Here is a 24,705-nt window from a genome sequence, read left to right as displayed (position 1 = left end):
CTCTTCTACGATTATCATCTTGTCACAACACAACATTATTCGTCGTATTGTTCTTGCTCTACCCGCTGACGAAACTTCTGGCCAGCACGGAACGTGACTACACGGCGTGCAGTAATGGGAATTTCCTCTCCAGTCTTAGGATTGCGGCCTGGACGCTGACGCTTGTCGCGCAGTTCAAAATTCCCAAACCCTGAGAGCTTTACCTGATCGCCTGCAATAAGTGCCTGACTGATCTCATCAAAAAATAGCTCTACCAATTGTTTGGCTTCCCGGCGATTAAGACCGGTTTTTTCACTTAAATGATCGGCCATTTCGGCTTTTGTTAGTGCAGTCATGATGCCCTCAAAGTCGCCTTATACGTATCTTGCAACGCATCAATAACACGCTGCATTCCCTCCTTAATTTCAGCATCTTCCAATGTGCGCTCCGGATGTTGCCACAGCAGTGCAAACGCCAGTGAACGTTGCCCTGCATCAATGCCCTGTCCGGTGTACACATCAAATAACCAGCTTTGGATTAACCATTCACCTGCAGCTAATTGAATCGTATGCTGAATTTGGTCAATAGTAATATTAGCACTGATTAAAATAGCTATATCACGTCGAACCGTAGGAAAACGTGATAATTCTGTAAAATTAGATACATAAGGTTGCAAAAGCACATCCAGATCAATTTCACAGACCCAGGTTTTGCCCAGATAAAGCTGATCTTCCAAGGCAGGATGTAAACGGCCTAAATAACCGATGACTTGTCCTTGCACCACGATATTGGCACTTTGTCCCGGATGTAACCACGGAAGTGAGCCGGGTTTAAACTCAGCAGTTAGCTGTGCAGATGCCAAAACTCGTTCGACCTCACCCTTTAAATCATAAAAATCCATGGGCTGGGCTTTGGCATGCCACTGCTCAGGAATGGCAGTACCCGTGGCAATCATCGCCAGTGTTGGAATTTGTTTTAAATCCTGAATTCCTGTGGCCTGTTCATAATCAAAGCGCAGGCCCGTTTCAAACAGGCGCACCCGGCTTTGCTGGCGGTTCAGGTTGTATTGCACCGATGGAATCAGGCTGGACAATAAGGTACTGCGCATAGCGCCCAGTTCACTGGAAATTGGGTTGGCCAGCTTCAGCAGTTTTACCTCAGGATTTAACTGCTTTTCCAGTTTTTCATCAGCAAAACTAAAGCTAATAGCTTCCTGATAACCCAGACTCACTAACGTCTGGCGCAACTGCTGAATACTTAAGCGATCCTGCGCAGGCTTAAGTTCAATTTCAAGCACTGGCATTTTGGTCTGAATATTGTCATAGCCATAAATGCGGGCAACCTCTTCAATCAGGTCTTCCTTGATGGCAATGTCAAAGCGGTAGGACGGCGGAATAATTTCCCAGCCCTTGCTGTCAATATTGCCATTATCGTTCACCTGCATTCCCAGACGGCTTAAGGTTTGCTCTACAAAATCGGCAGCCACGTTATAGCCCAGTAACTGGTTGACTTGCGCCAGGCTTAGGGCAATTGGCAAGCGCTTGGGCAAGGCTTCCAGTTGCTCTACCAGCACCACTTCACCAGCTTCACCACCAGCCAGTTGCAAAATCAGCTGGGTCGCACGCTCAATGGCAGGCATCGCCAGTTCAAAATCAACGCCACGCTCATAACGCTGTGAGGCATCGGTATGCATGCCATAACGGCGGGCACGCCCTGCAATAGCCAAAGGATCAAAGAACGCACTTTCCAGAAAAATGTCAGTGGTACTATCTGTTACGCTACTGTCTAGTCCACCCATAATGCCAGCCATTGCCAGCACTTTATGATCATCACTGATCACCAGCACATCATCAGCCAGCTCAATATCCTGTTCATTGAGCAGCTTGAGCTTTTCCTGCGGCCTGGCCTGACGAACCTGAATATCCCCTTCAATTTTGCTGAGGTCAAAAGCATGCAGCGGCTGGCCCTGTTCCAGCAGCACATAGTTGGTAATATCAACCAGCACACTATGCACACGGATACCGGAACGGCTTAGCGCATCTACCATCCACTGCGGCGTTTTGGCCTGTGCATTAATGTTTTTAATCACACGCCCAGCATAGCGAGGGCAGCCTGCACTGTGCAGTTGAACCTGCTTTTTGTCGGCAATGGTTGCGGTGACTGGCTGAATTTCAACTGGCGTGACTGGTAGGTTATTAATTACCCCTAGCTCACGTGCAATTCCTTTTATGCTGAAACAATCACCACGATTGGGAGTAATGCTGATTTCAATGACACGGTCATCAAGTTGCAGATAATCACGGATATTGACCCCTATAGGTGCATCCTGTGGCAGTACCAGCAAGCCATCAACACTATCTTCCAGATCAATTTCAGATGCGCCACACAACATGCCATGCGACTCTACGCCACGCAGCTTGCCTTTCTTAATCTTAAAGTCGCCGGGAAGCACTGCACCAATGATTGCAACAGGCACCTTTAGACCAACAGCCACATTCGGTGCCCCACACACAATTTGCAACGGCTCGCCAGAACCAATATTAACGGTGGTCACGCGTAGACGGTCTGCATCGGGATGCTGCTCAACCGTCAGCACTTCACCCACGACAACGCCAGTAAAAGGCTTGGCAACTGTGCTGCTGTCATCCACTTCCAGACCAGCCATGGTGAGCTGATGGGCCAGTACATCGCTGTCAACGGCTGGATTAACCCATGACCGTAACCAGTTTTCACTAATTTTCATAACCGCAAATTCCTAAATTCTTTTCTTAAATTCTGTGTGAATAGCTTCTAACACCTTTAGCTCCCCCTTACAAAGGGGAGAATCCTTCTCCTTCGTAAGAAGAGACCGGGAGAGGTTTAAGCAAACTGGCTTAAAAAGCGCAGATCATTCTGGAAAAACAGGCGTAAGTCTTTGACGTCATAACGCAGCATGGCAAAGCGCTCAACGCCGAGGCCAAAGGCAAAGCCCTTGTATTCTTCCGGGTTAATGCCACAGCTTTTAAGCACATTCGGATGTACCATGCCGCAACCCATGACTTCCAGCCAGCGTCCGCGCTCATCCATAATGTCCACTTCGGCACTGGGTTCAGTAAATGGAAAGTAGGACGGACGGAAACGCACCTGCAACTCTTTTTCAAAGAACTCATTCAGCAGGTTAATAATCAGGCCTTTAAGCTCGGCAAAACTGGTGTCTCTAGTAATCACCAAACCTTCAATCTGATGAAACATCGGTGAATGGGTCTGGTCGGAATCGCATCGATACACACGACCCGGGCAAATAATGCGGATCGGCAGACCTTGGGTTTCCATCGTGCGAATCTGCACCGAACTGGTATGCGTACGCAGCAAATGATGGGCATCAAAATAAAAAGTATCGTGCATGGCACGTGCCGGATGGTGGCCCGGAATATTCAGTGCCTCAAAGTTATGATAATCATCTTCGACTTCCGGCCCGCGCTCTATCACAAAACCGGCGCGGGTAAAAAAGTTGCTAATGCGTTCCTGCACCTGCGTCACCGGATGAATGCTGCCAATAGCCTGACCACGCCCCGGCAAACTGACATCTATGGTTTCGCTGGCCAGCTTGGCATTCAGTGCTGCCTGTTGTAGCTCAACCTGCTTGCTGTTTAACGCGGCATTAATGGCTTCACGCACGGCATGAATCGCTGCACCCTGCACTTTTTTTTGCTCGGGGTCTAATGCGCCTAACCCCTTGGAAAACTCTGCCAACTGACTTTTTTTGCCTGTAAATTGAACGCGCGCTTGGTCAAGTTGATTCAAGTCCTGGGCGGCACCAATGGCTGCCAGTGCATCGTCTTTCAGGTTGTCCAGTGACATGCTTTCTTGTGACATGGGGGTTCTCTGATCAATTTAATATAAAAAATAAGTCAGTGATGACTTAAGTTAGCCGATTATTTTAACAGTTTTTTGGGCGAGATAGTGATGCCTTTGAATTGAAGGGCTTGGCAATTGGTAAGATTTTTCGACAGCTTAGGTATTTTTATGGATGCTTTGATGGGTTGCATTGTGTTCAGTGGAAGAATGACTGGATACGTCATCCATATTATCTACCGGAACTGAATCAGGCGGCGTGGTAGTGTCCTGCGCTGCTTTATCAGTGTGATGTGCAGGCTGATAGGCCTTTTGTGCAGTTATATCGGCACGTTGATTCACCGAATTTTTATATTTTAATTGCCGGGCGGCCTGCTCGCGAAAACCACCGCGCTTGATAATATTGACCATAATCATACCTTTTCCCTTACAATGCTTTGCCTATTATACCAAAACCAAGAATACAAACTTTAAAACAATGAAATGCAGGATTTATAGATGAAAAGTACACTATGGATGCGTCAATTGGCGCTAGTTAGTTATGGCAATACTTATTTAAAAAACCCTGACAACTTGGAAAAGTGGTATCGACATCAAATTTTTCAGGACAGTTTGCCTACTTTCCGTTGCGGCATCACCAAGCAATTACTTAGTCATTCTTTTAGTTATTGGCTCAGTTATCTCCAACAACATGGTGTACAGCAGCTTAGCCTTCATGCTTTTTACGATTTTTTTAAAACACCAGTTGAGATCGAAAATTTATTCATCCGGACTGATGAATTTGTCATTGTGGCACATCATCCACAACAGCCTAATGTTTGGATAATAGCTGAGGAAAAAGCAGTATTTGATGATGACTTGAATCGGTCATGGATACCAGACTCCAGCCTTTTTGCAGACTTTGACAATGACTATTATTGGCAACTAGATATTAAGACGGAACAAATTCCAGTCTTGCATCCACTTTCAACTGCCAGCTGGCAACAAATTTATCAGAACTATAAAACCATGCTGTTTGACCGCAGTTATGGGCAAAAAGTCAGTCTGGATATTACTTCTATTGAATGCTATGGCGCACGCTATAGAGAACATGCCTACGATTTTGAGTCTTTTCCTTTGCTGGCTGGTTCAAACCACAGCGCCTATCCATCCAAGCTACTCAATGCCATGATACAGCTTAAGGGCTATATGCACTCCGACTTAAACTGTAAAAATGAAGCCAGTGAATGGAATGAAAAGCTCTATGAAAGAGAACCTGAATTTCGCCACTGGATGAATTTATTTGAACTGAATTTTAAAAATCTGATTTGCATGGCAACCAACAATGCGGGTCAGACAAAATTTGATGACTACCCCGACGCGTATATCATTACTGACCCAAGGCTTATTCAAGCTAATACTCATACTGATGAACAGGAAGCAGATTCACTTGACCCACTATCAGCACCAATGGACGCAAAAAAAGAGCAACATCCTCTTGTAACTTTATTGATTGCTATTCTGGCGTTATTACTAGTAGCTTTATTGATTTATGCAATCGCTAAAATGATTGTGGCATGGGGGTTTATTGCAGTGCTCATTGGCGTCGTTGCTTTATTTGCCTATGCGTTATTGAGTAAGGATAAATAATTGTCGAGTTATTAGAGTCATTATTAAATCAACCATAAAAAAACCGCCTCTGAAAGGCGGCTTTTTTGCACTTAAGCAGTACAGATTAACGGATTAAGCCGCCAGATTCTGTTTTGCCAGAGATGCAATTGCAGCAAATGCAACGCTGTCATGCATGGCAATATCAGCCAGCACACGACGGTCGATGGTCACTTGCGCTTTTTTCAGGCCGGAAATCAGGCGGCTGTATGACAGACCATTCTGACGGGCACCAGCGTTAATACGGGCAATCCACAGTGCGCGGAATTGGCGTTTTTTCTGGCGACGGTCACGGTAAGCATATTGACCTGCTTTGATTACCGCCTGGAACGCTACGCGGTAAACACGCGAACGCGCACCATAGTAGCCTTTAGCACGGGCAAGAATTTTTTTGTGACGACGATGAGCCACTACACCACGTTTTACACGAGCCATTTAATTTCTCCTTAGATGTATGGGCACATACGACGAACTGATGCAACGTCACTCACGTGAACCATTACACAGCCGCGCAACTGACGAATACGCTTAGGAGATTTCTTGGTCAAAATGTGACGCTTGAATGCTTGCTTGCGCTTAAAGCCATTTGCAGTCGCTTTAAAGCGTTTTGCTGCACCACGGCGAGTTTTCATCTTAACTTTCATGATAGCCTCTTTGGACACCTGTTCAGCACGTTGCACCATTACAGACGGCTTGCAGGTAGGGGGCGCATAGTGTAATTGATTTTTGCCTAAAAAAAAAGCATGGCTTTTCATCCAGAAATTCTTATTTTACGGCTAATGTGGTACTGCTGATTCTTAATCTTGGTATTAAACAGAATTACCCAAAAAAACCGCTATCTTAAGTCTGGCTTAATTTTTATGATAGACGCCAGAATTGCTTTTGTACCCACGTCCAATAATGTCTACTTCGCCTGCTGCACCACACGACGCTTTTGCTGCCCTGCGTCATCGTGATTTTTCCATTGTAACGATTAATCAGTTTTGCCTGACGCTGGCTATCCTGATGCAGGAAGTCATTGTGGCCTACGCGCTCTATCACCTTACCCGTGATCCGCTGGTACTGGGTTTTATTGGGCTGGCTGAGGCTATTCCCTTTATTGCGCTGTCATTGTGGGGTGGCTATTTTGCTGACCGTTATAATCGCCAGATTATTATGCAAATTTGTATGGTGCTGTCGCTGCCTTTGCCACTGATATTATCAGCATTGTTTAGTAGTCACGAGCACGGTCATTTAACTGCACAGCAACTCTCGCTGGGGGTATATGGCATTATATTTTTGATGGGAACTATTCGTGGTTTTTATAGTCCAGCCGTGACATCCCTCAAGCCTTTTCTGGTACCACGCAACCTTTACCCCAATGCGGCTACCTGGACAACTATTGGCTGGCAAAGTGCAGTGGTGCTGGGGCCAGTCACAGGCGGTTTGTTGCTGGGTTATTTGGGCTTGCATTCCACTTTATATCTGGTAACGGGTCTATTACTGATGTGTAGTGTGCTGCTGGCTTTGCTTAAACGCCGCAGCTTTCCACCAATTGAACATGACAGTGTGCTGCTGAGCCTAAGCGAAGGCTTCCGCTTTATTTTTAAAACCAAGATTATTTTCTGGTCGATTTCACTGGATCTGGTGTCGGTACTGTTTGGCGGTGTGGTTGCCCTGCTGCCCATTTATGCCGATGATATTTTAAAGGTCGGCGCTGAAGGGCTTGGACTGCTGCGTGCTGCACCGTCGGTTGGCGCATTGTTGATGATGGTGCTTCTGGCCAAGTATCCGCCCACTCAGCATGCTTGGCGCAATATGTTGCTGGCCGTTGCTGGCTTTGGGGTTTTTACGCTGGTATTTGCCTTTTCTACCACCATGTGGCTGTCGCTATTGGCATTAGCACTAACCGGTGCCTTTGACAGTATTAGCGTGGTTGTTCGCCAAACCATTTTACAGATCTTTCCACCGGAAAACCTGCGGGGTCGTGTGGCAGCAGTGAATGGTATGTTTGTGTCATCCAGCAATGAACTGGGCGCTTTTGAATCCGGCGTGGCCGCGCGTTATTTAACCGTAATTCCAGCCACCATTCTGGGCGGCACAATTACTTTGCTGGTGGCAGCACTGACCTATTTTAAAACCCGTGATTTATTAAATGTTGATGTGGAGCACAGTAAGCCGGTTGAGGTAAAAGAGTAGAATTATAATTTTTGAATTCTTTTTAATATTTTTAGCCATCCACTTAAAGCGATTAGACAAGCGAATAGATAGCCTAATAGCCAAAGCGGATTAAATAATGAAAATATGACTGGCTTTCGTAGCCAGTTAGACACTTTTGATATGATGTATTTTTCTTTAAAGCCCCAATCAGGCAATATGATTCCTGCCGTTAAAAAAGACCAGAGTGTATACACTGCAAATGCACCGCAGTATTCCCAAAAAATTGCTTTTCTTACTTCATTTAAATTATTAGGATTAATATTCATTCTGCCAAATAAATCATCTATTTCCTTCTCAGATAAACCAATTTCAGTCCACCCATAAGATATAAATATCCAGATTTGTTCTTTATTCATTTTTATACCCTCGCCTTATTATCATTTTTCTTATCTGTAACTCAGGCCATTTTTCCAGCCATCTTTTTTGCTGAATTCTTTGATAAAAAATTTCCGGCTTTGGTCGTTTTGGATTCAAGCTGATTGTTCCCTCAAATAAGGATTTTAAGCCAAATGGCGCAACGACTCTAATTTCATTTTCTGATAGATAAACACCCACAGCCGTTTCTACTTCGGGCCAGTAGCTCATGGCCTCAGCAATATTTTTATAAGGCAAATCATGATTACGCGTATGCATGCGAGCCTGATTTTTGACTGACCAATTGATATCCATTAATTGCTTTAATTCCTGCTCAAACTTTAGGTCAATGTCCTCAAGAGTGTTTGCAGAATTAAAATAGATCAGGTCAATATCATTCAGTGCAGTTGCATCAGTGTAATTATGCAGATGATCCCAGACCAGATTTCTAACAAAACCTGCCGCTAGGCACCAATCATTTAAATGGTTTTTTCGGCAAAAATCAGCAGCGATTTGCAAAATCTGCATACGCTGCTGATCAGCTAAAAGCCAATAGATCAGTTGCTCTGGGTAAGCTATCTCATCCATCGGGCCTAACTCATTACACCTGATTTATCAAACCAGAATATCGCGCTTGCCACTTGGCCCCATTGGACTAATGATGCCCGCGTCTTCCATATTATCAATCAGGCGCGCAGCACGGTTATAGCCAAGACTAAACTTGCGCTGCAAAGCCGAAGCTGAACACTTGCGGGTTTCCAGTACAAACTGCACGGCTTGATCATACATCGGGTCACGGTCAGCGCCACCGCCATCCTCGGATTCAAAACCACGGCTGGAGCCGCCTTCTTCATCATACGGCGTTAAAATGTCATCGACATAATCCGGGCTGCCACGCTCACGCCACGCATCACAAATCCGGTTGACTTCATCATCACTGATGAACGCGCCATGTACCCGCTCCGGTTCAATCTTACCCGGTGCCAAAAACAGCATGTCGCCATGACCCAGCAGATCCTCAGCGCCGCCGCCATCCAGAATGGTACGGGAATCAATCTTGCTATTGACACGTAAGGCCACACGGGTTGGAATATTGGCTTTAATCAAACCTGTGATGACATCAACCGAAGGACGCTGGGTGGCCAGCATCAGATGAATCCCCGCTGCCCGTGATTTTTGAGCCAGACGGGTAATCAGTTCTTCAGCTTTTTTACCCACCTGCATGATCATGTCGGCAAATTCATCCGCCACAATTACAATCAATGGTAAGGGTTGCAGGCGCGGTGCCCTGTCCTGCACAGCGCTGTCATTGGGTTTCCAGGTCGGATCCAGTAAATCTTCACCGCGTTCAATCGCCTCATTAACCTTACGATTGAACTCATCAATCTTGCGCACTTTTAAAAAGGTCATCAGCTTATAGCGACGTTCCATTTCATTGACCGACCAGTTCAGCGCGCTGACCGCATCTTTCATGTCAGTTACTACAGGGGTCAGCAAATGTGGAATATCACCATAGTTAGCCAATTCAAGTTGCTTGGGATCAATCAGGATCAGACGTAACTGTTGCGGGGTATATTTCAGTAGCATGGACAGCAGCATGGCATTTACCGCTACCGATTTACCCGAACCGGTTGTCCCTGCCACCAGCATGTGCGGGGCTTTGGCAAGGTCGGTCAGTACCGGACGGCCTGCAATGTCCTTGCCCATTGCCATGGTAATCATGCCTGTCGGATCGCGATAAGTCGGCGTTTCCAGCAGTTCAATCAGACGTACCATTTCGCGTGAGGTGTTCGGCACTTCAATGCCAATGTAAGGCTTGCCCGGAATCACCTCTACCACTCGCACCGACGCCATCGACATGGAACGTGCCAGATCGCGGGAAATATTGGTGACTTTGGAAGCCTTCACCCCTGGAGCCAGTTCCAGCTCAAAGCGGGTGACGACCGGGCCGGGCTGGGCTTCAACTACTTTGGATTTGACATTAAATTCCTGTAGCTTGATTTCCAGCAACTTGGACAAACGCTCCAGTTGCTCGGCGGTGTAGCTCACCTTGCGGCTAGGGTCTGGCAAGTCCAGCAAGTCAAGACCCGGCAAGGGTGGCAGGGTGGCACGATGCTGGATCACCTGCATGGCACGCGAGATAGGACGGCCAGCAGCATCGGTTAAGGGTGCATCAAATTCATCGTGCGTCTCAGCCGGGTCCGGATAAGGTGATAGTGCATCCTGCTGATCAAGCTCACTTTGTCCAAATTCTTTAATAAGAGCCTCAATATCTTCTTCGGTAGATGGGCGCTGTGCCGAAGAGGTAGGCTGAATAATTGTGGGCTGAGCCACAGCTTGCGGGCTTGCAGCAGTTAAAGCACTCTCTAGCTGTGCATCAGCATTATGGGCTGAATCTAATGACTGCCCAGCATAGTTTTTAGCAAATTGAGATTCTGGTAAACCATCCTGTACTGTGTCGGTATCCGTGCCATAAGCGGACTGATGGGTTGCATCAGTTGCGCTGGCAGGTTCAGGCGTCACGACCAAGGACTGCTCAAAAATATTCAGGGTACGTTCGAGTGCATCCGACGAAACTGCAACCCCATTAGCTGCATGACTAGTGGTTGCCGCAGTAAATGCATCAGGCGCTGGCGCAGCAAATATTTTTTCAGGCGTGCCCAGTAACTCATCCAGCAGGTCATTATCCTGCCAGGCAAAACTGGGTTCAATCTGGGTATTGATCACCTTCACCTGCGCGGTGGCCTCATTGGTGGACAGGCTAATCGGCGTGTTGGTTTCAGCCAGCACATCATCGGCTTTTTGTACCAGTTCGGCCAGATGATCCAGCGTGCTGGTTGAGGCAACCCCTGCTGCGGTGCTTGCCGCCCCCAGTGCTCCCATTGTTGTGGCTGCGGTGGCAGATGCACTCTGGGCAGTCCAGCGCTCCCCGCTTTGAATCACCTGAGGTTCAGCAGATGGATTGAAAGCGGTCTGAGCTTCTGTAGCAGTTTCTATTGGTTCCAGTTGATCTGGGCCAGAGGTGTTGGCGTTTTGGGCAGTGCTAGCTTGGTGAGTATTCTTGATGGCAAAACTTTTGTTATCAAAATCGGCAATGGTTAAATCAGGAGCGGCTTCACGTTCCGGCACATTACGGTAAAACAGTTCCTGCAATAAGCCAGGAATTTTACCCAGCCCGTCCATGGTCTTGTCCCAGCGAATGCCAAAAGCCAGCGTTACCATTACCAGCAGCAGTACAACCAGAAAGACTGTGGATAAAATCATGCCCATCAGCGCCAGCAGGTTACGGCCAATTTCATAACCAATAATCCCACCTGAGGCATTGCTTAGGGTATCTGCTGGTTCCAGCCAGTGCAGGCTAAACAGGGCCGCCATGATCATCAGCAAAAACACTTCGGCGGCCAAGCGGAATGGACGGCTTAAAAAACTGTGCGGCCACCAGAGCTGAATTGCTTCAATCAGAATAAAAACCGGCAACAAAAAGGCTGCACGGCCAAAAAATCCATACAGCAAATCGGCAATCCATGCACCCGCTACCCCACTGGCATTACTCACCGTGAGCGTGTCACTGGACACATGCGTCCAGCCCGGATCAAACGGGGTATAAGTGATGGTTGCTATCAGCAAATAGATACCAAACGATGCCAGAAATACTGTCAGTAAAATTCGCTGCGCATATGCGCCCGCTGCTGGGTTCATTAATGTCCTACCACCAAGTATCAGCTACAATTAGCCATAATTACCATGCGCTCATCATGCGCCCCTGCGCACTACTTTTTATCAAGGCATGTTATCAAAACAGTGTGCCAAAAGGCATCATACCGAAAAGCCAGTATAACGCCCAAGTTTGACCTGTTCTGGCTGTGGCGTCTAGCGGATGGATGTAAATAGCCCCTTTATTGCACTGCAACTGATCGGGTCATGCCAGTGTGCCAAAACGGGAAAACCGATTATGATGATATGTATTTTCTTGTGATTCCTTTCTGGCATTTGCAATGATCTACCGTATAATTCTGAGTAACCGTAAAAACATCTGAAAAAAGGAATAACCATGAGTTCCCGGCACATTCGTCTACTGATATTGGGTTCTGGCCCAGCAGGCTATAGTGCCGCTGTGTATGCAGCGCGCGCCAACCTAAAGCCAGTGATCATTACCGGCCTGCAACAAGGTGGACAGCTCACCACGACAACTGAAGTGGATAACTGGCCCGGTGACCCGCATGGTTTAACCGGCCCGGCATTGATGGAACGCATGCAGGCACATGCCGAGCGCTTTGGCACTGAACTGGTGTATGACCATATCAATGAAGTGGATTTGCAGCAGCGCCCTTTCCGTCTGGTGGGTGATGACGGCGAATATACCTGTGATGCGCTGATTATTGCCACCGGTGCTACGGCACAATACCTTGGCTTGCCGTCTGAAGAAGAATACATGGGCCGTGGCGTGAGTGCCTGTGCAACCTGTGACGGTTTCTTCTATAAAAACCAGCCAGTAATGGTGGTGGGTGGTGGCAACACGGCGGTGGAAGAAGCCTTGTATCTGGCCAACATTGCCAGTCATGTCACACTGGTACACCGTCGTGACAAGGTTCGTTCGGAAAAGATTTTGCAGGACCAGCTGTTCATCAAGGAAAAAGAAGGCAAAATCAAAATCCTGTGGAACAACCAGATTGATGAAATTCTGGGTAACGACAGCGGCGTGAATGCGGTTCGCCTGCAATCTACTGCTGGCAATGGGCAACAAACCGTGGATGTACAGGGCGTGTTTATTGCCATTGGCCATAAGCCCAACACTGGTTTGTTTGAAGGCCAGCTGCATCTTGAAAACGGCTATATCAAGGTACAAAGTGGTACACAGGGCAATGCCACAGCAACCAATATTCCGGGTGTGTTTGCTGCCGGTGACGTGGCCGATCATATCTACCGTCAGGCCATTACATCAGCAGGGTCAGGCTGTATGGCGGCACTGGATGCAGAAAAGTATCTGGATGCGCTGGAAACCCATACCGAAGATGAGCTGGAAGCCCCTAAGATATAAGCTGTTATTGATTTAATCTGAGTAAGCGCCAAAACCGTGTCTGTTTCAAAATAGGCACGGTTTTTTTATGGGCAAATTGTTATTTTGAACAGTGGTTAGTGGTTAAAATCCCTTACTATGGAGCTTTCATTGCACAGGATTCCACGTATGAGATTGCCTGTCAGCCAGTTTCAGTTCCCTAATCCCGAACAGGTTGATCCACAAGGTGAGGGCATTGTTGGCATTGGTGCAGACCTGTCGCCTTCCACTTTGCTGGAAGCCTACTGCCACGGTATTTTTCCGTGGTTTTCCAAGGATGACCCGATTTGCTGGTGGAGTCCTGACCCACGCTGCATTATTTACCCAAAGCAGTTTCAGCCCAGCAAATCCCTGCTTCGCCAGCTCAAAAAAGACCGCTATACCATTACCCTTAGCCATGCATTTGAGCAGGTAGTGCGCGCCTGTGCCGAACCGCGTGCCTATGCACAGGAAACGTGGATTACCGAAGGCATTATTGCAGGCTATACGGATTTGCACGAGGCTGGACTGGCACACAGTGTAGAGGTCTGGGAAGGTACGCAGCTGGTGGGTGGTTTATATGGCGTGCAAATTGGCCGGGCATTTTTTGGTGAATCCATGTTTAGCCGCCAGACTGATGTCTCCAAAATGGCATTTTGCTTTTTGATGAAATTGTGTGCTGCCTCAGATTTTGCCTGGGTTGATTGTCAGCTGCCCAATGATCACCTGCTGAGCTTGGGTGCTACTACCCTGCCGCGCCGTGACTTCTTACAGCAGCTTAAAACTGTCATCATGCAGGTACCACCCAACTGGCAAGCATTTACAGCGCGGGCATTTCCCACTCAATATATATTAACAACTGATGCGTTTTTGGACTTGATTCACTAAGCCATATCGGATTATGTTAACCAGATAAAGGGCCGTTTATATTAGTCCACCATGAAGGACATTCAGTACTACATTACACCGCCGCATCAGTGTAGTTACATTGAAGGGCGGGCCGCGCGTATGGTATTTCTGGATCCGGTCAAGCGGATTGATACTGTGACGCTCTCTGAATTATCACGCCAGGGATTTCGGCGTAGTGGCGATTTTGTCTACCGTCCGGAATGCAATCATTGCCGCCAGTGCCTGTCTGCCCGTATTCGTGTAAATTCATTTAAAATCAATAGCAGCCAGCAAAAAGCCTTAAAGCGCAATAAAGACTTAAGGCTGGAAACCCGTGCGACCTACCATGCCACAGATGTGCATTACCAGCTCTATGAACGCTATATCCGGCTACGCCATGCTGATGGCGATATGTATCCACCAAGCCGTGAACAGTTTGAAAAATTTCTGGTCGATAGCTGCACCAACAGCTTTTTTCTGGAAATGTGGCTGGGTGACCAACTGATGGCGGTTGCCACCTGTGACCATCTGGATGATGGCATTTCGGCGGTTTATACTTTTTTTGATCCCGATTTGCCGCAACGTAGTCTGGGGACTTTTGCCATTTTACAACAAATTGAATGGGCCAAACGCAACCAGTTGCCCTATGTGTATCTAGGTTACTGGGTGCCCAGCGCTCCCAAAATGAAGTACAAAGCACAATTTGCAGCGCTGGAAGTGCTAATGAATGGCCAATGGACCTGTCTGCCTGATCATTTAAGTGACCAGGAAATTGAGGAACTCAGCAAGTCCTTAGGTCCTATTAATCAGATGATCCAGATCTATTAACCGCGCTTGTGTCTTTTTATGAGTTGACCAAGCTGCCCTGCTGTTTTTCCAAGTTGTTTATTGAGCAAAATTCATACTCAGGGTCAGTGCCATAATGACCGCATGTTCCTTGCCAGTACTGGTTGGATAATAATTCTTGCGCAGGTCGATCTGGGCAAATCCCAGTTTTTCATATAGGGCAATCGCCGCCTGATTACTTTGCCGCACTTCCAGGAAAATCATATTGCAGCCTTGGCTAGCACGCGCCTTCACCAGTCCATCAATCGATTGCTCAAGCAATTGATAGCCCAAACCCTGTTTCTGGCTGGCTTGGGCAATGGCCATAAGCAACAAATTGGCTTCATCCAGCACTGGCTGTAAAATACAAAACCCGACAATCTGGCTTCGTTCCCTATCCTGCTGTTCCAGCACTGTACAGTGATGACCTGCGGCAATACTGTCCATAAATAACTGCTGGCTCCACGGATGGGTTTGCACCTGCTGTTCAATGGCATAGACTGCCGGAACATCAGCCAGTGTCATTGCACGAAGTAAAGCGGACATAATGATGCGCCAGAATTTAAAGCATGATTATAGTGAAGCAATTACTGGAAACCCAGTGTTTTACCCTATAACAGGCACGTTTATATCCCATAAAAAAAGCGGTCTGGTAGACCGCAATTGACTGGATGAATTTATCTGGTTTAAGTTACCTAAGCTATAAATACAACCTTGATTTCAAAGTCTATTTAAGCACTGACAAAGCCTAGTTTTTGTTTCCACTGAGCTAGTAATGCATCAGTGTCAAAATCATTGGGATGAAAATTTGGCCGGAAAAATGCCAGCAATTCAGGAATCTGCCGGGTCATAAAACCCTTGCGGCCATACATGAATTTGATCATGTATCTGGTGTCTTTCCAGGTTAGTTTTTTATCCTGTTTCATCAGGCGCGCGGTAAAATAGGATTGGGTGATAAAAATAAATACCATGGCCAGCACCATGGCTGCAACACGCATACTGTAGGCTTTTGGGCCACGACCATACAGGGTGGCATATACATCAAACACCACGGCTTTGTGTTCATTTTCCTCAACCGCATGCCACATCCACAAGCGGTACATGGTTTGGTCTTTAAACATGGCCTGAACTTCAGGGTTACGCAGCAATTCAGCAGCAATGGTCGCGGTAAAATGTTCCAGCGCACAGGTTCCAGTTAAACCAATCATTTCCTGTGTAAAACCAAAGGGCTTGAGTAGCTTGCCGACCACACGAGTAGTATTTTTGATCAAAGCACCGGTCATGTTTTCCAGCCTGCGCACGTCATAGCCATAGGCCTGCGCTGCGGCATTAAAAGCCAGATGTTCTTTGGAGTGCATGGCTTCCTGACCGATAAAGGCCGAGATTTCCTTTTGCATGTAGGGATCAGCCAGCTTGGGATCGTTACGTACTGCACGGGTACTATCCACAAAGAACTTCTCGCCATCCGGAAACAAGGCAGACAAGGCAGTCATAAAATGGGTTAGGCCTGCATCATGGTCTGCCCAGTAGCGTGGCACCTGCTGAAACTCAAAATCCATACGACGTACCGGGAAGCTGGCTTTGACTACATCACCTTGCGCTGCGGAGATATTAGGCTGTGGAGATACTTTGGCATTCATGATATTCCCTCCTGTTTGCATAGGACCCAAATAGTGGCCTTTTTGCAACTATATTTCTGATCATAAAAGATTTAGATATAAAAATTAGTGCTAAACAGGACAGGCTTTTATCACTTAGGGACAAACAAACTATGCCGCTAAAGGTGTTTTATTATTTACCTTAATTTAAATTTCAATGACTGTTGTTAAATTTTATTAAATAAAAAAGCGGCTATGATTAGCCGCTATAAAGCACAACAAGTGAGTAAACGTGCAACCCTTAGGTTTTAATGAGTATTAAAACCCAGCTTTTCTTTCCAGCGAGCCAACAGCGCATTGGTGTCATGGTCATTGGGATGGAAACCAGGACGGAAATAATCAACCAGTTCTGGAATCATGCCAGTGATAATGCCATGCTTTAAGCTGTAGCCATATTTGAAAATACTGCCCAATTCTTTAGCATTGAGCTTGTTATCATTTTTCAGCAAGCTGTATACAAAATAAGACTGGGTACAGAATAAGGCAGCCATCGCAACAACCAGCGCCGTATTACGCAGGACATAGGCTTTCGGGCCACGGCCATACAGGGTTTCAAACACATCATACACGACAGCTTTGTGTTCATTTTCCTCAACAGCATGCCACATCCACAGACGGTACATGGTTTCGTCGGTCATTTTGATCTGAATTTCTTCATTGCGCAGTAACTGGGAAGCAATAGTCGCCGTAAAATGTTCCAGCGCTGTGGTTGCAGTCAGGTCGATCATTTCCTGTGTAATACCAAAAGGCTTGGCAACTTTCAAAAAACCTTTACGGAAAGTCTGGATTACCGTATTGGTTTTCTTTTCCAGACCTTTAACATCATGGCCATAAAAATTGGCAGACTGATTAAACCCAACGTGCTCTTTGGAGTGCATGGCCTCCTGACCGATAAAGGCCGAGATTTCCTTTTGCATGTAGGGATCAGCCAGCTTGGGATCATTACGCACCGCACGGGTGCTGTCCACAAAGAACTTCTCGCCATCCGGAAACAAGGCAGACAAGGCAGTCATAAAATGGGTTAGGCCTGCAGAGCCATTCATCCAGTACTCAGGAACCTGATTAAATTCAAAGTCCATACGACGTACCGGGAAGCTGGCCTTGATGGCATTCGCCTTAATTGAGTTATTTGAAGCAACTTGCGTATTAACTGTTGGGCTAGTCACGGTGGCGTTCATGTTATTTTCCTCTTGCTGACGTCGAAAGACGACACTGCCTATACCCTGATCATAAAAAACCAAGCGACTTTACTGTAGTGCAAAATAGGCCAGCCTTTTGTCAATTAGGGACAAGTGTTCACTCAAAATGCAAAAACTATCACGAAATGGCTATTTTTTATGCTAATCAGGCACTGAATATTTGCATTTTAATAGACATAAAAAAAGACGCCATTAAAGACGTCTTTTTTTGAAGCAAAAAACTAAAAATTAGTTAGTTACTTTAGCCACAACACCGGCGCCTACAGTACGGCCGCCTTCACGGATTGCAAAGCGCAGACCCTGATCCATAGCGATCGGGTGGATCAGCTCAACAGTCATCTGTACGTTGTCACCTGGCATAACCATTTCCACGCCTTCTGGCAACTGGATGGCACCAGTTACGTCAGTGGTACGGAAATAGAACTGAGGACGGTAGCCATTTAGGAATGGGGTGTGACGACCACCTTCATCCTTGGACAGTACGTACACTTCAGCTTCAAACTTGCTGTGTGGCTTGATGGAACCTGGCTTGGCCAGTACCTGACCACGCTGTACGTCTTCACGCTTGGTACCACGTAGCAGTACACCACAGTTCTCGCCTGCACGACCTTCGTCCAGCAGTTTACGGAACATTTCAACGCCGGTTACGGTTGTCTTCACGGTATCTTTGATACCTACGATTTCAACTTCTTCACCAACCTTGATGATGCCTGATTCAACACGGCCAGTTACTACAGTACCGCGACCAGAGATCGAGAATACATCTTCGATTGGCAGCAGGAAGGCTTTGTCAATGGCACGCTCTGGCTCAGGAATGTAAGAGTCCAGGGTTTCAACCAGTTTCAGAACAGCTGGAACACCATACTGGCCATCTTCACCGTTCAGGGCTTGCAGTGCAGAACCACGGATGATTGGGGTGTCATCACCTGGGAAGTCATATTTGGACAGCAGGTCACGAACTTCCATTTCAACCAGTTCGATCAGCTCTTCGTCATCAACGATGTCGCACTTGTTCAAAAATACCACGATGTACGGTACACCAACCTGACGGGACAGCAGGATGTGTTCGCGGGTCTGTGGCATTGGGCCGTCAGTTGCAGAACATACCAGGATTGCGCCATCCATCTGGGCAGCACCGGTGATCATGTTTTTAACATAGTCAGCGTGGCCTGGGCAGTCAACGTGTGCATAGTGACGGGTTGGAGAATCGTATTCAACGTGTGCAGTGTTAATGGTAATACCACGCGCTTTTTCTTCTGGCGCAGAGTCAATTTCAGACAGTGCTTTTACATCGCCACCGTATGCTTTGGCACAGTTTAGGCTGATTGCCGCAGTCAGTGTGGTTTTGCCATGGTCAACGTGACCAATGGTGCCGACGTTTACGTGCGGCTTGTTACGTTCAAACTTGGCCTTTGCCATGATGTCATTCCTCATCAATCAGCCCACTGTCACTCACATGAACAGTGGACTGGTAGGTTTTTAGTTTAGTTTTAAATTATTGCTGCAACGACTTATTCGTCGTCGCCAGCCTTACCACCATTCTGGAACTTAGCAATGATGCCTTCAGCCACGTTACGTGGGGTTTCAGCATATTTCACAAATTCCATAGAGTAGGTTGCACGACCCTGCGACATGGAGCGCATGGAAGTTGCATAACCAAACATCTCGGACAATGGTACTTCAACACGAATCTGCTTGGTACCGCCTGGCAGATCATCCATACCCTGAATCACACCACGACGACGGTTCAGGTCGCCCATGATATCACCCATGTAGTCTTCCGGTGTTTCTACTTCAACCTTCATGATTGGCTCAAGCAGGATAGGATCAGCTTTCATGAAGCCCTGACGGAAAGCCATGGAGCCCGCCATCTTGAACGACAATTCGTCAGAATCCACATCATGGTAAGAACCGTCGAACAGTACAGCTCTTACGCCAACAACCGGGTAACCAGCCAGTACGCCATTCTTCATGCGTTCCTGAATACCCTTGTCAACCGCACCAAAGAATTCTTTTGGTACAGTACCGCCCACCACTTCTTCAGCAAATTCGTAGTCGGTTTCGCGCTCATCACCTAATGGCTCCAGACGCAGGAATACATGACCGAATTTACCACGACCACCAGTCTGGCGTACAAACTTGCCTTCCTGCTCAACCACTTTGCGGATAGTTTCACGATAGGCAACCATTGGCTTACCAATGTTTGCTTCAACGCCAAACTCACGCTTCATGCGGTCAACCAGAATCTCAAGGTGAAGCTCACCCATACCGGCGATAATGGTTTGGCCAGATTCTTCATCAGTGTGAACACGGAATGAAGGATCTTCTTTGGCCAGGCGACCCAGCGCAATACCCATTTTTTCCTGGTCGGCTTTAGTCTTTGGCTCAACAGCCAGAGAAATTACCGGATTCGGGAACTGCATACGCTCAAGGGTAATGACATTGTTTTCATCACACAGGGTATCACCAGTGGTTACGTCTTTTAGACCAGCAACCGCTGCGATATCACCAGCGCGGATTTCTTCAACGTCTTCACGGTCATTGGCATGCATCAGTACGATACGGCCAACGCGCTCTTTCTTGGCTTTAACCGGGTTCCATACCGCAGAACCTGCTTTTAATACACCAGAATAAACGCGGATGAAGGTTAAGCTACCGACGAACTTGTCATTCATGATCTTGAATGCAAGTGCAGCAAATGGCTCGTCATCAGAAGCAATACGCTCACCAACGGTTTCATCTTTGTCATCAAGGATACCCTTAATGGCTTCAACGTCGTTTGGAGCTGGCAAGTAACGAATAACTGCATCAAGCATCGCCTGAACGCCTTTATTCTTAAATGCAGAGCCACACAGCATTGGCTGGATTTCACAGTTGATGGTACGGATACGCAGCGCTTCATGAATCTGTTCTTCGGATAAGTCACCGTTTTCCAGATATTCATTCATCAGCTCTTCAGACGCTTCAGCGGCTGACTCAACCATTTTCTCACGCCATTCGTTTGCGGTATCCACCAGATGAGCCGGGATATCACCGTATTCGAATTTCATGCCCTGAGACGCTTCATCCCAGATGATTGCTTTCATCTTAACCAGATCAACAATCCCTTCAAATGCTTCTTCAGCACCAACAGGAATAGCGATAGGTACAGGATTTGCACCCAGACGGGTTTTCATTTGCTCAACAGCACGGAAGAAGTTGGCACCGGTACGGTCCATCTTGTTCACGAATGCAATACGTGGCACTTTATATTTATTCGCCTGACGCCATACGGTTTCTGACTGAGGCTGAACACCACCTACGGCACAGTAAACCATACACGCACCATCCAGTACGCGCATGGAGCGCTCTACTTCAATGGTAAAATCAACGTGTCCTGGGGTATCAATAATGTTGATACGGTGTTTGGCAAAGTTGTTTGCCATACCAGACCAGAAACAGGTGGTCGCAGCGGAAGTAATGGTAATACCACGTTCCTGCTCTTGTTCCATCCAGTCCATGGTCGCTGCACCTTCGTGCACTTCACCAATCTTGTGGCTTACGCCAGTGTAATATAAAACACGCTCGGTAGTCGTTGTTTTACCGGCATCAATGTGCGCAGAAATACCAATGTTACGATAGTGTTCTAGGGGGGTAGTACGAGCCATGATTGCTTGCTTTCCTAAAATTTGTGTCAAAACAGGACGCATTAAACCAGTCAGTAAAGTGAATGCGTTTAATGCGACTAAAAAGAAGTGCGTTTGCCTTAAATGCCGGCAAATCCCCCGCTCGCTAGGAGCGCAATATTAAAACGGGCAGCAATACGCATCATTCTTCTCCTGATTGTTTGTTCAACAACGACCTGTTTTGCCCGCTTAGAAGCGGTAGTGCGAGAAGGCTTTGTTGGCTTCTGCCATGCGATGCACATCTTCACGCTTCTTGATGGCAGCGCCTTTACCTTCAGCAGCGTCCAGCAATTCGCCAGCCAGACGCAGTGCCATGGTTTTTTCGGAACGCTTAACAGCAGCATCTACCAACCAGCGCATAGCCAGGGCGGTACGACGGGAGGGGCGTACTTCCATAGGCACCTGATAAGTAGCACCACCAACACGGCGAGCCTTAACTTCAACCATTGGGCGAACTTTTTCTAGCGTAGTTTCGAAAAACTCAACAGGTTCAACTTTTGCTTTTTCCTGTACACGCTCAAGGGCACCGTAAACGATTCCTTCAGCAACAGATTTTTTACCATCTTGCATGACATGGTTCATGAACTTGGCGATGGTTTGGCTACCGAATTTTGGATCCGGCAGAATTTCACGGGCGGCGACGACGCGACGTCTTGGCATGATAACAACCTTTTATGACACTTCAGGGTGATCCAGCAGATTGTACGAGTGTCATCTGTACTGTACGCTGGCCTTACTTTTCAACGCCGCTAGGCTAAAAACTCCTGTGAGTCTCAAGCATAAACGGTGTTAATTTTTTAAGACAGAAGTCTTATTTCTTAGGACGTTTTGCACCGTACTTAGAACGACTCTGGCTACGGTTTTTAACACCGGCACAGTCTAAAGAACCACGAACGGTGTGATAACGTACACCTGGCAGGTCTTTAACACGACCGCCACGGATTAACACCACGCTGTGCTCTTGCAGGTTATGGCCTTCACCACCGATGTAGCTTGATACTTCAAAGCCTGAAGTCAAACGTACACGGCAAACTTTGCGCATTGCAGAGTTTGGCTTTTTAGGGGTAGTGGTATAAACACGTGTACAAACGCCACGGCGCTGTGGACACGCTTTCAGTGCAGGAACTTTGGACTTTTCAACCAAAGTGCTGCGACCCTTGCGGATCAATTGATTCGTTGTTGCCATAAGGCACTCTCTCCCGTAAACAAAAAACCCCAAAAAGGCTTTACCCCTTTTTGAGGGCATCAAATTGTAGAGGATAAGCGGGTGAGGGTCAAGATTTCATCACTATAGGATTTCCCGCCCATCCTCTCTGGCTTCCTGGCCAGTCTTCCTTTGAACATCCCTGAGCAAGCCCATAAAATGGGGGCTTTTTGCACTAGATCAAGCCCCTCCGGATGATAAAAACAGAGGCAAATTAGGCTGTAAGAACAGGTATAAAAAAGACGCCCGATTCAGGTAGTAGTGAATCGGGCGTCTTGGAGATTAAGCCTGAGATACGCTAGGAATTAATGTACCATGACTAGCAATAATGTCCTGTTACATCTAACTTAGTGTTTAGTATTGGCACTGGCCTGCACATTGTCAGCTGTTGCTGTACTGCTGGCTGCCGAGTTACCCGTTTTACGGGTAGAACGACGCGCCGGCTTGGCAGAATCAGCTTTGCCGTCTGCCTTGCTGTTAGTATCTTGCGCTGTGCTTGCCTTGGCAGTGCTTTCATCAGTATCAGCAGCTGATTTGGCCTTGCTGGTGCGGGTAGTTTTCTTAGGTGCTGTATCCTGTGCTGTGCTGTCTTCAGCAGAGGCATCAGAATCGCCTTCCTGTGCTGACGCATTAGGGCCTTTGCTGTCCTGACTAGAATCATCACCCTGACTGGCTTGGTTATCAGCATTATCGTCAATCATTGCATCAGCCAGCGCACTTAACTGGTCATGGATCTGCTCATCCTTGGTGGCTTCATCCACCTGCTGGGCATCATGTTCGCTGCGGGTGCTCACTTCTACTTTGGCAATATCCTGATTGTGCAGCAGTGCTTCCTGAGCTTCTTTTTGTGCAGCTTGCTCTTCCTGACTGGCTGGCGTTTCAGGATTCGGCAGTTTGTCTTCAATTTTTAAAGGCTGCTGGCTGACTGCTTGCTGACTGGTATTCTGGCTAATTCCCTGACCAGCACTTTGCTGGCGCGCATGCTCAAATACCTGTTTGGCACTCTCACTCACTTCTTTGAGCAGGCGACTGGTATAAATTGCACCAACTGCGCCACCAATGACTGGGGTTACTTTATCCAGCAAGGCAGCACTAATGCGCCATTTTAACTGACCATTGGAGTCAGACAATAATTTGAACAATGGCTCGAAATCATTGGTTGATCCCAACATGGCTTGTAAGCCCTGAATGTTGCCTGTTCCCAGCATACCGCTAACACTATTGAGGCCAATGAGAATGGCCTGTTTTTCGGTAATCAGGCTTAGGTCAGCATTGGACAGTGCCTCAAAAATCATGGCACGATCTTCAGGCTGGTTTAACTCAAAACCATAGGCACGGCCAGTTAAATACACTGTACGCAAAGCCAGAATCATGGATAGTGGAATATCAGCCGCCGCGCCAGCTACACCTGTTGCACCGCTAATAGCGCCTTGAGCCATACCGATATAACGGTTTTTTTCATTTAAGGCGCGAGCCAGACGACCAGAGCGCGCGGTATCGTCCTGTAGCTCTGCCAGGGTTTTTACACCGGCCTCATCAATAATATGATCACTAGCACTAACGGTAGATGCAAAATCAGCCAGCAATTCCAGAATCTGGTCAGAGACCTTGTCAAAACTGCCTGCTGGCATAACCAGATTGGCCAGTTTATTTACGGTATTAAAGCGCTTGCCCAGAACTTGTTTGGTAATGCCGGGCAATTGCTGGCGGAATAACTGGTTGGCACGGTTGGGTGCTTTAAGGGTAGAAGAACTATTACTTGGAGTTTGGTTATCGGTAGTCATATTAATCACACTATTTGCTTCAGGAATTTCGGTTAAACGGCTAACTGAATTTTTAGCCAGTTGCTTTAATAAGTTTTGTCCCATATCTGATAAACTTTTGCTGCGTGCACGCAGGCTGTCGAACAGATCAGGTGAAGCCTTGGCCATTGATGTTGGTAAATTTTGCGCAAAGCCATCTTTAAAATCAGGCGAAGATTGTTTGGTCTGCGCACTATTAACTGAAACAGTCATAATGCATTTCCTCGTTGCAGTGGTTTTAAACCAAGTACTTTCTAAACACTTGTTTTGATTGAAACCACAATAACAAGGAGTTTATTTGCATCGCAACCCTGCGCCATAGTGTTTGTGTCGTATTCTGTGCAAGATACGTTATTGCTGTGTTATTACAGTGCCGTTACTATGCAAATGCTTGTGCTTTATAAACACTTTTGGTT

General features: G+C 47.0%; 22 protein-coding genes. 5 read left to right on the top strand and 17 right to left on the bottom strand.

Annotated elements, in window-relative coordinates:
- Positions 1-35: 35 nt before the first annotated feature.
- The 4 genes from E2B99_RS04975 to E2B99_RS04960 all read right to left on the bottom strand — a co-directional run bounded on the left by E2B99_RS04975 (position 36) and on the right by E2B99_RS04960 (position 4,230).
- Entirely contained in the window at positions 36-335 is a 300-nt protein-coding gene (locus E2B99_RS04975) for an integration host factor subunit alpha (protein ID WP_026471800.1), read from the bottom strand.
- Positions 332-2,722 carry a phenylalanine--tRNA ligase subunit beta gene (pheT, locus tag E2B99_RS04970; RefSeq protein WP_134243846.1) on the bottom strand — a complete coding sequence of 797 codons (2,391 nt, stop codon included), beginning with the start codon at positions 2,720-2,722 and terminating at the stop codon, positions 332-334. The genes E2B99_RS04975 and pheT overlap by 4 nt, the downstream gene beginning before the upstream one ends.
- Before the next feature lie 116 nt (positions 2,723-2,838).
- Positions 2,839-3,819 (bottom strand): phenylalanine--tRNA ligase subunit alpha, encoded by a 981-nt coding sequence (pheS, locus tag E2B99_RS04965; protein ID WP_134243877.1) that lies wholly within the window; start codon positions 3,817-3,819, stop codon positions 2,839-2,841.
- A 153-nt stretch (positions 3,820-3,972) separates the two neighbouring features.
- Positions 3,973-4,230 carry a hypothetical protein gene (locus E2B99_RS04960; RefSeq protein WP_134243845.1) on the bottom strand — a complete coding sequence of 86 codons (258 nt, stop codon included), beginning with the start codon at positions 4,228-4,230 and terminating at the stop codon, positions 3,973-3,975.
- 81 nt (positions 4,231-4,311) lie between these two features.
- On the opposite strand from E2B99_RS04960, the gene E2B99_RS04955 reads away from it, so the two are divergent.
- Positions 4,312-5,442 (top strand): hypothetical protein, encoded by a 1,131-nt coding sequence (locus E2B99_RS04955; RefSeq protein ID WP_134243844.1) that lies wholly within the window; start codon positions 4,312-4,314, stop codon positions 5,440-5,442.
- A 93-nt stretch (positions 5,443-5,535) separates the two neighbouring features.
- Here E2B99_RS04955 and rplT read toward each other — a convergent pair whose 3' ends face one another.
- Both rplT and rpmI read right to left on the bottom strand, forming a co-directional pair.
- Positions 5,536-5,895, bottom strand: a complete 360-nt coding sequence (gene rplT / locus E2B99_RS04950) for a 50S ribosomal protein L20 (protein WP_026471796.1) — start codon at positions 5,893-5,895, stop codon at positions 5,536-5,538.
- An 11-nt stretch (positions 5,896-5,906) separates the two neighbouring features.
- Complete coding sequence (gene rpmI / locus E2B99_RS04945; RefSeq protein WP_134243843.1) at positions 5,907-6,104, bottom strand: 50S ribosomal protein L35; 198 nt, start codon at positions 6,102-6,104, stop codon at positions 5,907-5,909.
- A 256-nt stretch (positions 6,105-6,360) separates the two neighbouring features.
- Between rpmI and E2B99_RS04940 the strand changes: the two genes are divergently transcribed.
- Positions 6,361-7,638, top strand: a complete 1,278-nt coding sequence (locus E2B99_RS04940) for an MFS transporter (protein ID WP_134243842.1) — start codon at positions 6,361-6,363, stop codon at positions 7,636-7,638.
- Positions 7,639-7,640: 2 nt separating this feature from the next.
- On the opposite strand, the gene E2B99_RS04935 is transcribed toward E2B99_RS04940, so the two are convergent.
- The 3 genes from E2B99_RS04935 to E2B99_RS04925 are packed head-to-tail and all read right to left on the bottom strand — an operon-like array spanning position 7,641 to position 11,712.
- A complete protein-coding gene (locus E2B99_RS04935; RefSeq protein WP_134243841.1) occupies positions 7,641-8,015 on the bottom strand; it encodes a hypothetical protein in 375 nt (124 codons plus the stop codon).
- Positions 8,008-8,601 carry a nucleotidyltransferase family protein gene (locus tag E2B99_RS04930; protein WP_205669632.1) on the bottom strand — a complete coding sequence of 198 codons (594 nt, stop codon included), beginning with the start codon at positions 8,599-8,601 and terminating at the stop codon, positions 8,008-8,010. The genes E2B99_RS04935 and E2B99_RS04930 overlap by 8 nt, the downstream gene beginning before the upstream one ends.
- Positions 8,602-8,628: 27 nt before the next feature.
- Positions 8,629-11,712: a DNA translocase FtsK gene (locus tag E2B99_RS04925; RefSeq protein WP_134243840.1), complete on the bottom strand. Its 3,084-nt coding sequence runs from the start codon at positions 11,710-11,712 to the stop codon at positions 8,629-8,631.
- A 352-nt stretch (positions 11,713-12,064) separates the two neighbouring features.
- Here E2B99_RS04925 and trxB point away from each other — a divergent pair, with 352 nt between their 5' ends.
- From trxB to E2B99_RS04910, 3 genes are all read left to right on the top strand, one after another.
- On the top strand, positions 12,065-13,051 hold the full coding sequence (gene trxB / locus E2B99_RS04920; protein WP_134243839.1) for a thioredoxin-disulfide reductase: 987 nt from the start codon (positions 12,065-12,067) through the stop codon (positions 13,049-13,051).
- Positions 13,052-13,198: 147 nt separating this feature from the next.
- Entirely contained in the window at positions 13,199-13,936 is a 738-nt protein-coding gene (gene aat / locus E2B99_RS04915; protein ID WP_134243838.1) for a leucyl/phenylalanyl-tRNA--protein transferase, read from the top strand.
- A 51-nt stretch (positions 13,937-13,987) separates the two neighbouring features.
- Entirely contained in the window at positions 13,988-14,764 is a 777-nt protein-coding gene (locus E2B99_RS04910; protein ID WP_134243837.1) for an arginyltransferase, read from the top strand.
- A 57-nt stretch (positions 14,765-14,821) separates the two neighbouring features.
- On the opposite strand, the gene rimI is transcribed toward E2B99_RS04910, so the two are convergent.
- The 8 genes from rimI to E2B99_RS04870 form a co-directional block, all read right to left on the bottom strand.
- Entirely contained in the window at positions 14,822-15,307 is a 486-nt protein-coding gene (rimI, locus tag E2B99_RS04905; RefSeq protein ID WP_205669631.1) for a ribosomal protein S18-alanine N-acetyltransferase, read from the bottom strand.
- 185 nt (positions 15,308-15,492) lie between these two features.
- Positions 15,493-16,401 (bottom strand): metal-dependent hydrolase, encoded by a 909-nt coding sequence (locus E2B99_RS04900; RefSeq protein WP_134243836.1) that lies wholly within the window; start codon positions 16,399-16,401, stop codon positions 15,493-15,495.
- 266 nt (positions 16,402-16,667) lie between these two features.
- Positions 16,668-17,498, bottom strand: a complete 831-nt coding sequence (locus tag E2B99_RS04895; protein ID WP_240687740.1) for a metal-dependent hydrolase — start codon at positions 17,496-17,498, stop codon at positions 16,668-16,670.
- A gap of 348 nt (positions 17,499-17,846) precedes the next feature.
- Positions 17,847-19,037: an elongation factor Tu gene (gene tuf, locus E2B99_RS04890; RefSeq protein ID WP_134243834.1), complete on the bottom strand. Its 1,191-nt coding sequence runs from the start codon at positions 19,035-19,037 to the stop codon at positions 17,847-17,849.
- A 92-nt stretch (positions 19,038-19,129) separates the two neighbouring features.
- Positions 19,130-21,265 (bottom strand): elongation factor G, encoded by a 2,136-nt coding sequence (gene fusA, locus E2B99_RS04885; protein WP_134243833.1) that lies wholly within the window; start codon positions 21,263-21,265, stop codon positions 19,130-19,132.
- Positions 21,266-21,472: 207 nt separating this feature from the next.
- Entirely contained in the window at positions 21,473-21,943 is a 471-nt protein-coding gene (gene rpsG, locus E2B99_RS04880; protein WP_026472083.1) for a 30S ribosomal protein S7, read from the bottom strand.
- Positions 21,944-22,094: 151 nt separating this feature from the next.
- The gene (gene rpsL / locus E2B99_RS04875) at positions 22,095-22,469 is read right to left on the bottom strand and encodes a 30S ribosomal protein S12 (protein WP_026472082.1); all 375 of its coding nucleotides are present in this window, start codon (positions 22,467-22,469) and stop codon (positions 22,095-22,097) included.
- Positions 22,470-22,834: 365 nt separating this feature from the next.
- Positions 22,835-24,502 (bottom strand): EcsC family protein, encoded by a 1,668-nt coding sequence (locus E2B99_RS04870; RefSeq protein ID WP_134243832.1) that lies wholly within the window; start codon positions 24,500-24,502, stop codon positions 22,835-22,837.
- Positions 24,503-24,705 lie beyond the last annotated feature (203 nt).

It is taken from the genome of Alkanindiges illinoisensis (assembly GCF_004377485.1).
GTDB lineage: Bacteria > Pseudomonadota > Gammaproteobacteria > Pseudomonadales > Moraxellaceae > Alkanindiges > Alkanindiges illinoisensis_A.
Note: the sequence above shows the minus strand (reverse complement) of the source record. Positions and strands in the feature narration are given on the sequence as shown.

Excerpts from the sequence above, each read along its gene's own strand:
- E2B99_RS04975 (WP_026471800.1), bottom strand. The coding sequence starts at position 335 with ATGACTGCACTAACAAAAGCCGAAATGGCCGATCATTTAAGTGAAAAA.
- pheT (WP_134243846.1), bottom strand. The coding sequence starts at position 2,722 with ATGAAAATTAGTGAAAACTGGTTACGGTCATGGGTTAATCCAGCCGTT.
- pheS (WP_134243877.1), bottom strand. The coding sequence starts at position 3,819 with ATGTCACTGGACAACCTGAAAGACGATGCACTGGCAGCCATTGGTGCC.
- E2B99_RS04960 (WP_134243845.1), bottom strand. The coding sequence starts at position 4,230 with ATGATTATGGTCAATATTATCAAGCGCGGTGGTTTTCGCGAGCAGGCC.
- E2B99_RS04955 (WP_134243844.1), top strand. The coding sequence starts at position 4,312 with ATGAAAAGTACACTATGGATGCGTCAATTGGCGCTAGTTAGTTATGGC.
- rplT (WP_026471796.1), bottom strand. The coding sequence starts at position 5,895 with ATGGCTCGTGTAAAACGTGGTGTAGTGGCTCATCGTCGTCACAAAAAA.
- rpmI (WP_134243843.1), bottom strand. The coding sequence starts at position 6,104 with ATGAAAGTTAAGATGAAAACTCGCCGTGGTGCAGCAAAACGCTTTAAA.
- E2B99_RS04940 (WP_134243842.1), top strand. The coding sequence starts at position 6,361 with ATGTCTACTTCGCCTGCTGCACCACACGACGCTTTTGCTGCCCTGCGT.
- E2B99_RS04935 (WP_134243841.1), bottom strand. The coding sequence starts at position 8,015 with ATGAATAAAGAACAAATCTGGATATTTATATCTTATGGGTGGACTGAA.
- E2B99_RS04930 (WP_205669632.1), bottom strand. The coding sequence starts at position 8,601 with ATGGATGAGATAGCTTACCCAGAGCAACTGATCTATTGGCTTTTAGCT.
- E2B99_RS04925 (WP_134243840.1), bottom strand. The coding sequence starts at position 11,712 with ATGAACCCAGCAGCGGGCGCATATGCGCAGCGAATTTTACTGACAGTA.
- trxB (WP_134243839.1), top strand. The coding sequence starts at position 12,065 with ATGAGTTCCCGGCACATTCGTCTACTGATATTGGGTTCTGGCCCAGCA.
- aat (WP_134243838.1), top strand. The coding sequence starts at position 13,199 with ATGAGATTGCCTGTCAGCCAGTTTCAGTTCCCTAATCCCGAACAGGTT.
- E2B99_RS04910 (WP_134243837.1), top strand. The coding sequence starts at position 13,988 with ATGAAGGACATTCAGTACTACATTACACCGCCGCATCAGTGTAGTTAC.
- rimI (WP_205669631.1), bottom strand. The coding sequence starts at position 15,307 with ATGTCCGCTTTACTTCGTGCAATGACACTGGCTGATGTTCCGGCAGTC.
- E2B99_RS04900 (WP_134243836.1), bottom strand. The coding sequence starts at position 16,401 with ATGAATGCCAAAGTATCTCCACAGCCTAATATCTCCGCAGCGCAAGGT.
- E2B99_RS04895 (WP_240687740.1), bottom strand. The coding sequence starts at position 17,498 with ATGGACTTTGAATTTAATCAGGTTCCTGAGTACTGGATGAATGGCTCT.
- tuf (WP_134243834.1), bottom strand. The coding sequence starts at position 19,037 with ATGGCAAAGGCCAAGTTTGAACGTAACAAGCCGCACGTAAACGTCGGC.
- fusA (WP_134243833.1), bottom strand. The coding sequence starts at position 21,265 with ATGGCTCGTACTACCCCCCTAGAACACTATCGTAACATTGGTATTTCT.
- rpsG (WP_026472083.1), bottom strand. The coding sequence starts at position 21,943 with ATGCCAAGACGTCGCGTCGTCGCCGCCCGTGAAATTCTGCCGGATCCA.
- rpsL (WP_026472082.1), bottom strand. The coding sequence starts at position 22,469 with ATGGCAACAACGAATCAATTGATCCGCAAGGGTCGCAGCACTTTGGTT.
- E2B99_RS04870 (WP_134243832.1), bottom strand. The coding sequence starts at position 24,502 with ATGACTGTTTCAGTTAATAGTGCGCAGACCAAACAATCTTCGCCTGAT.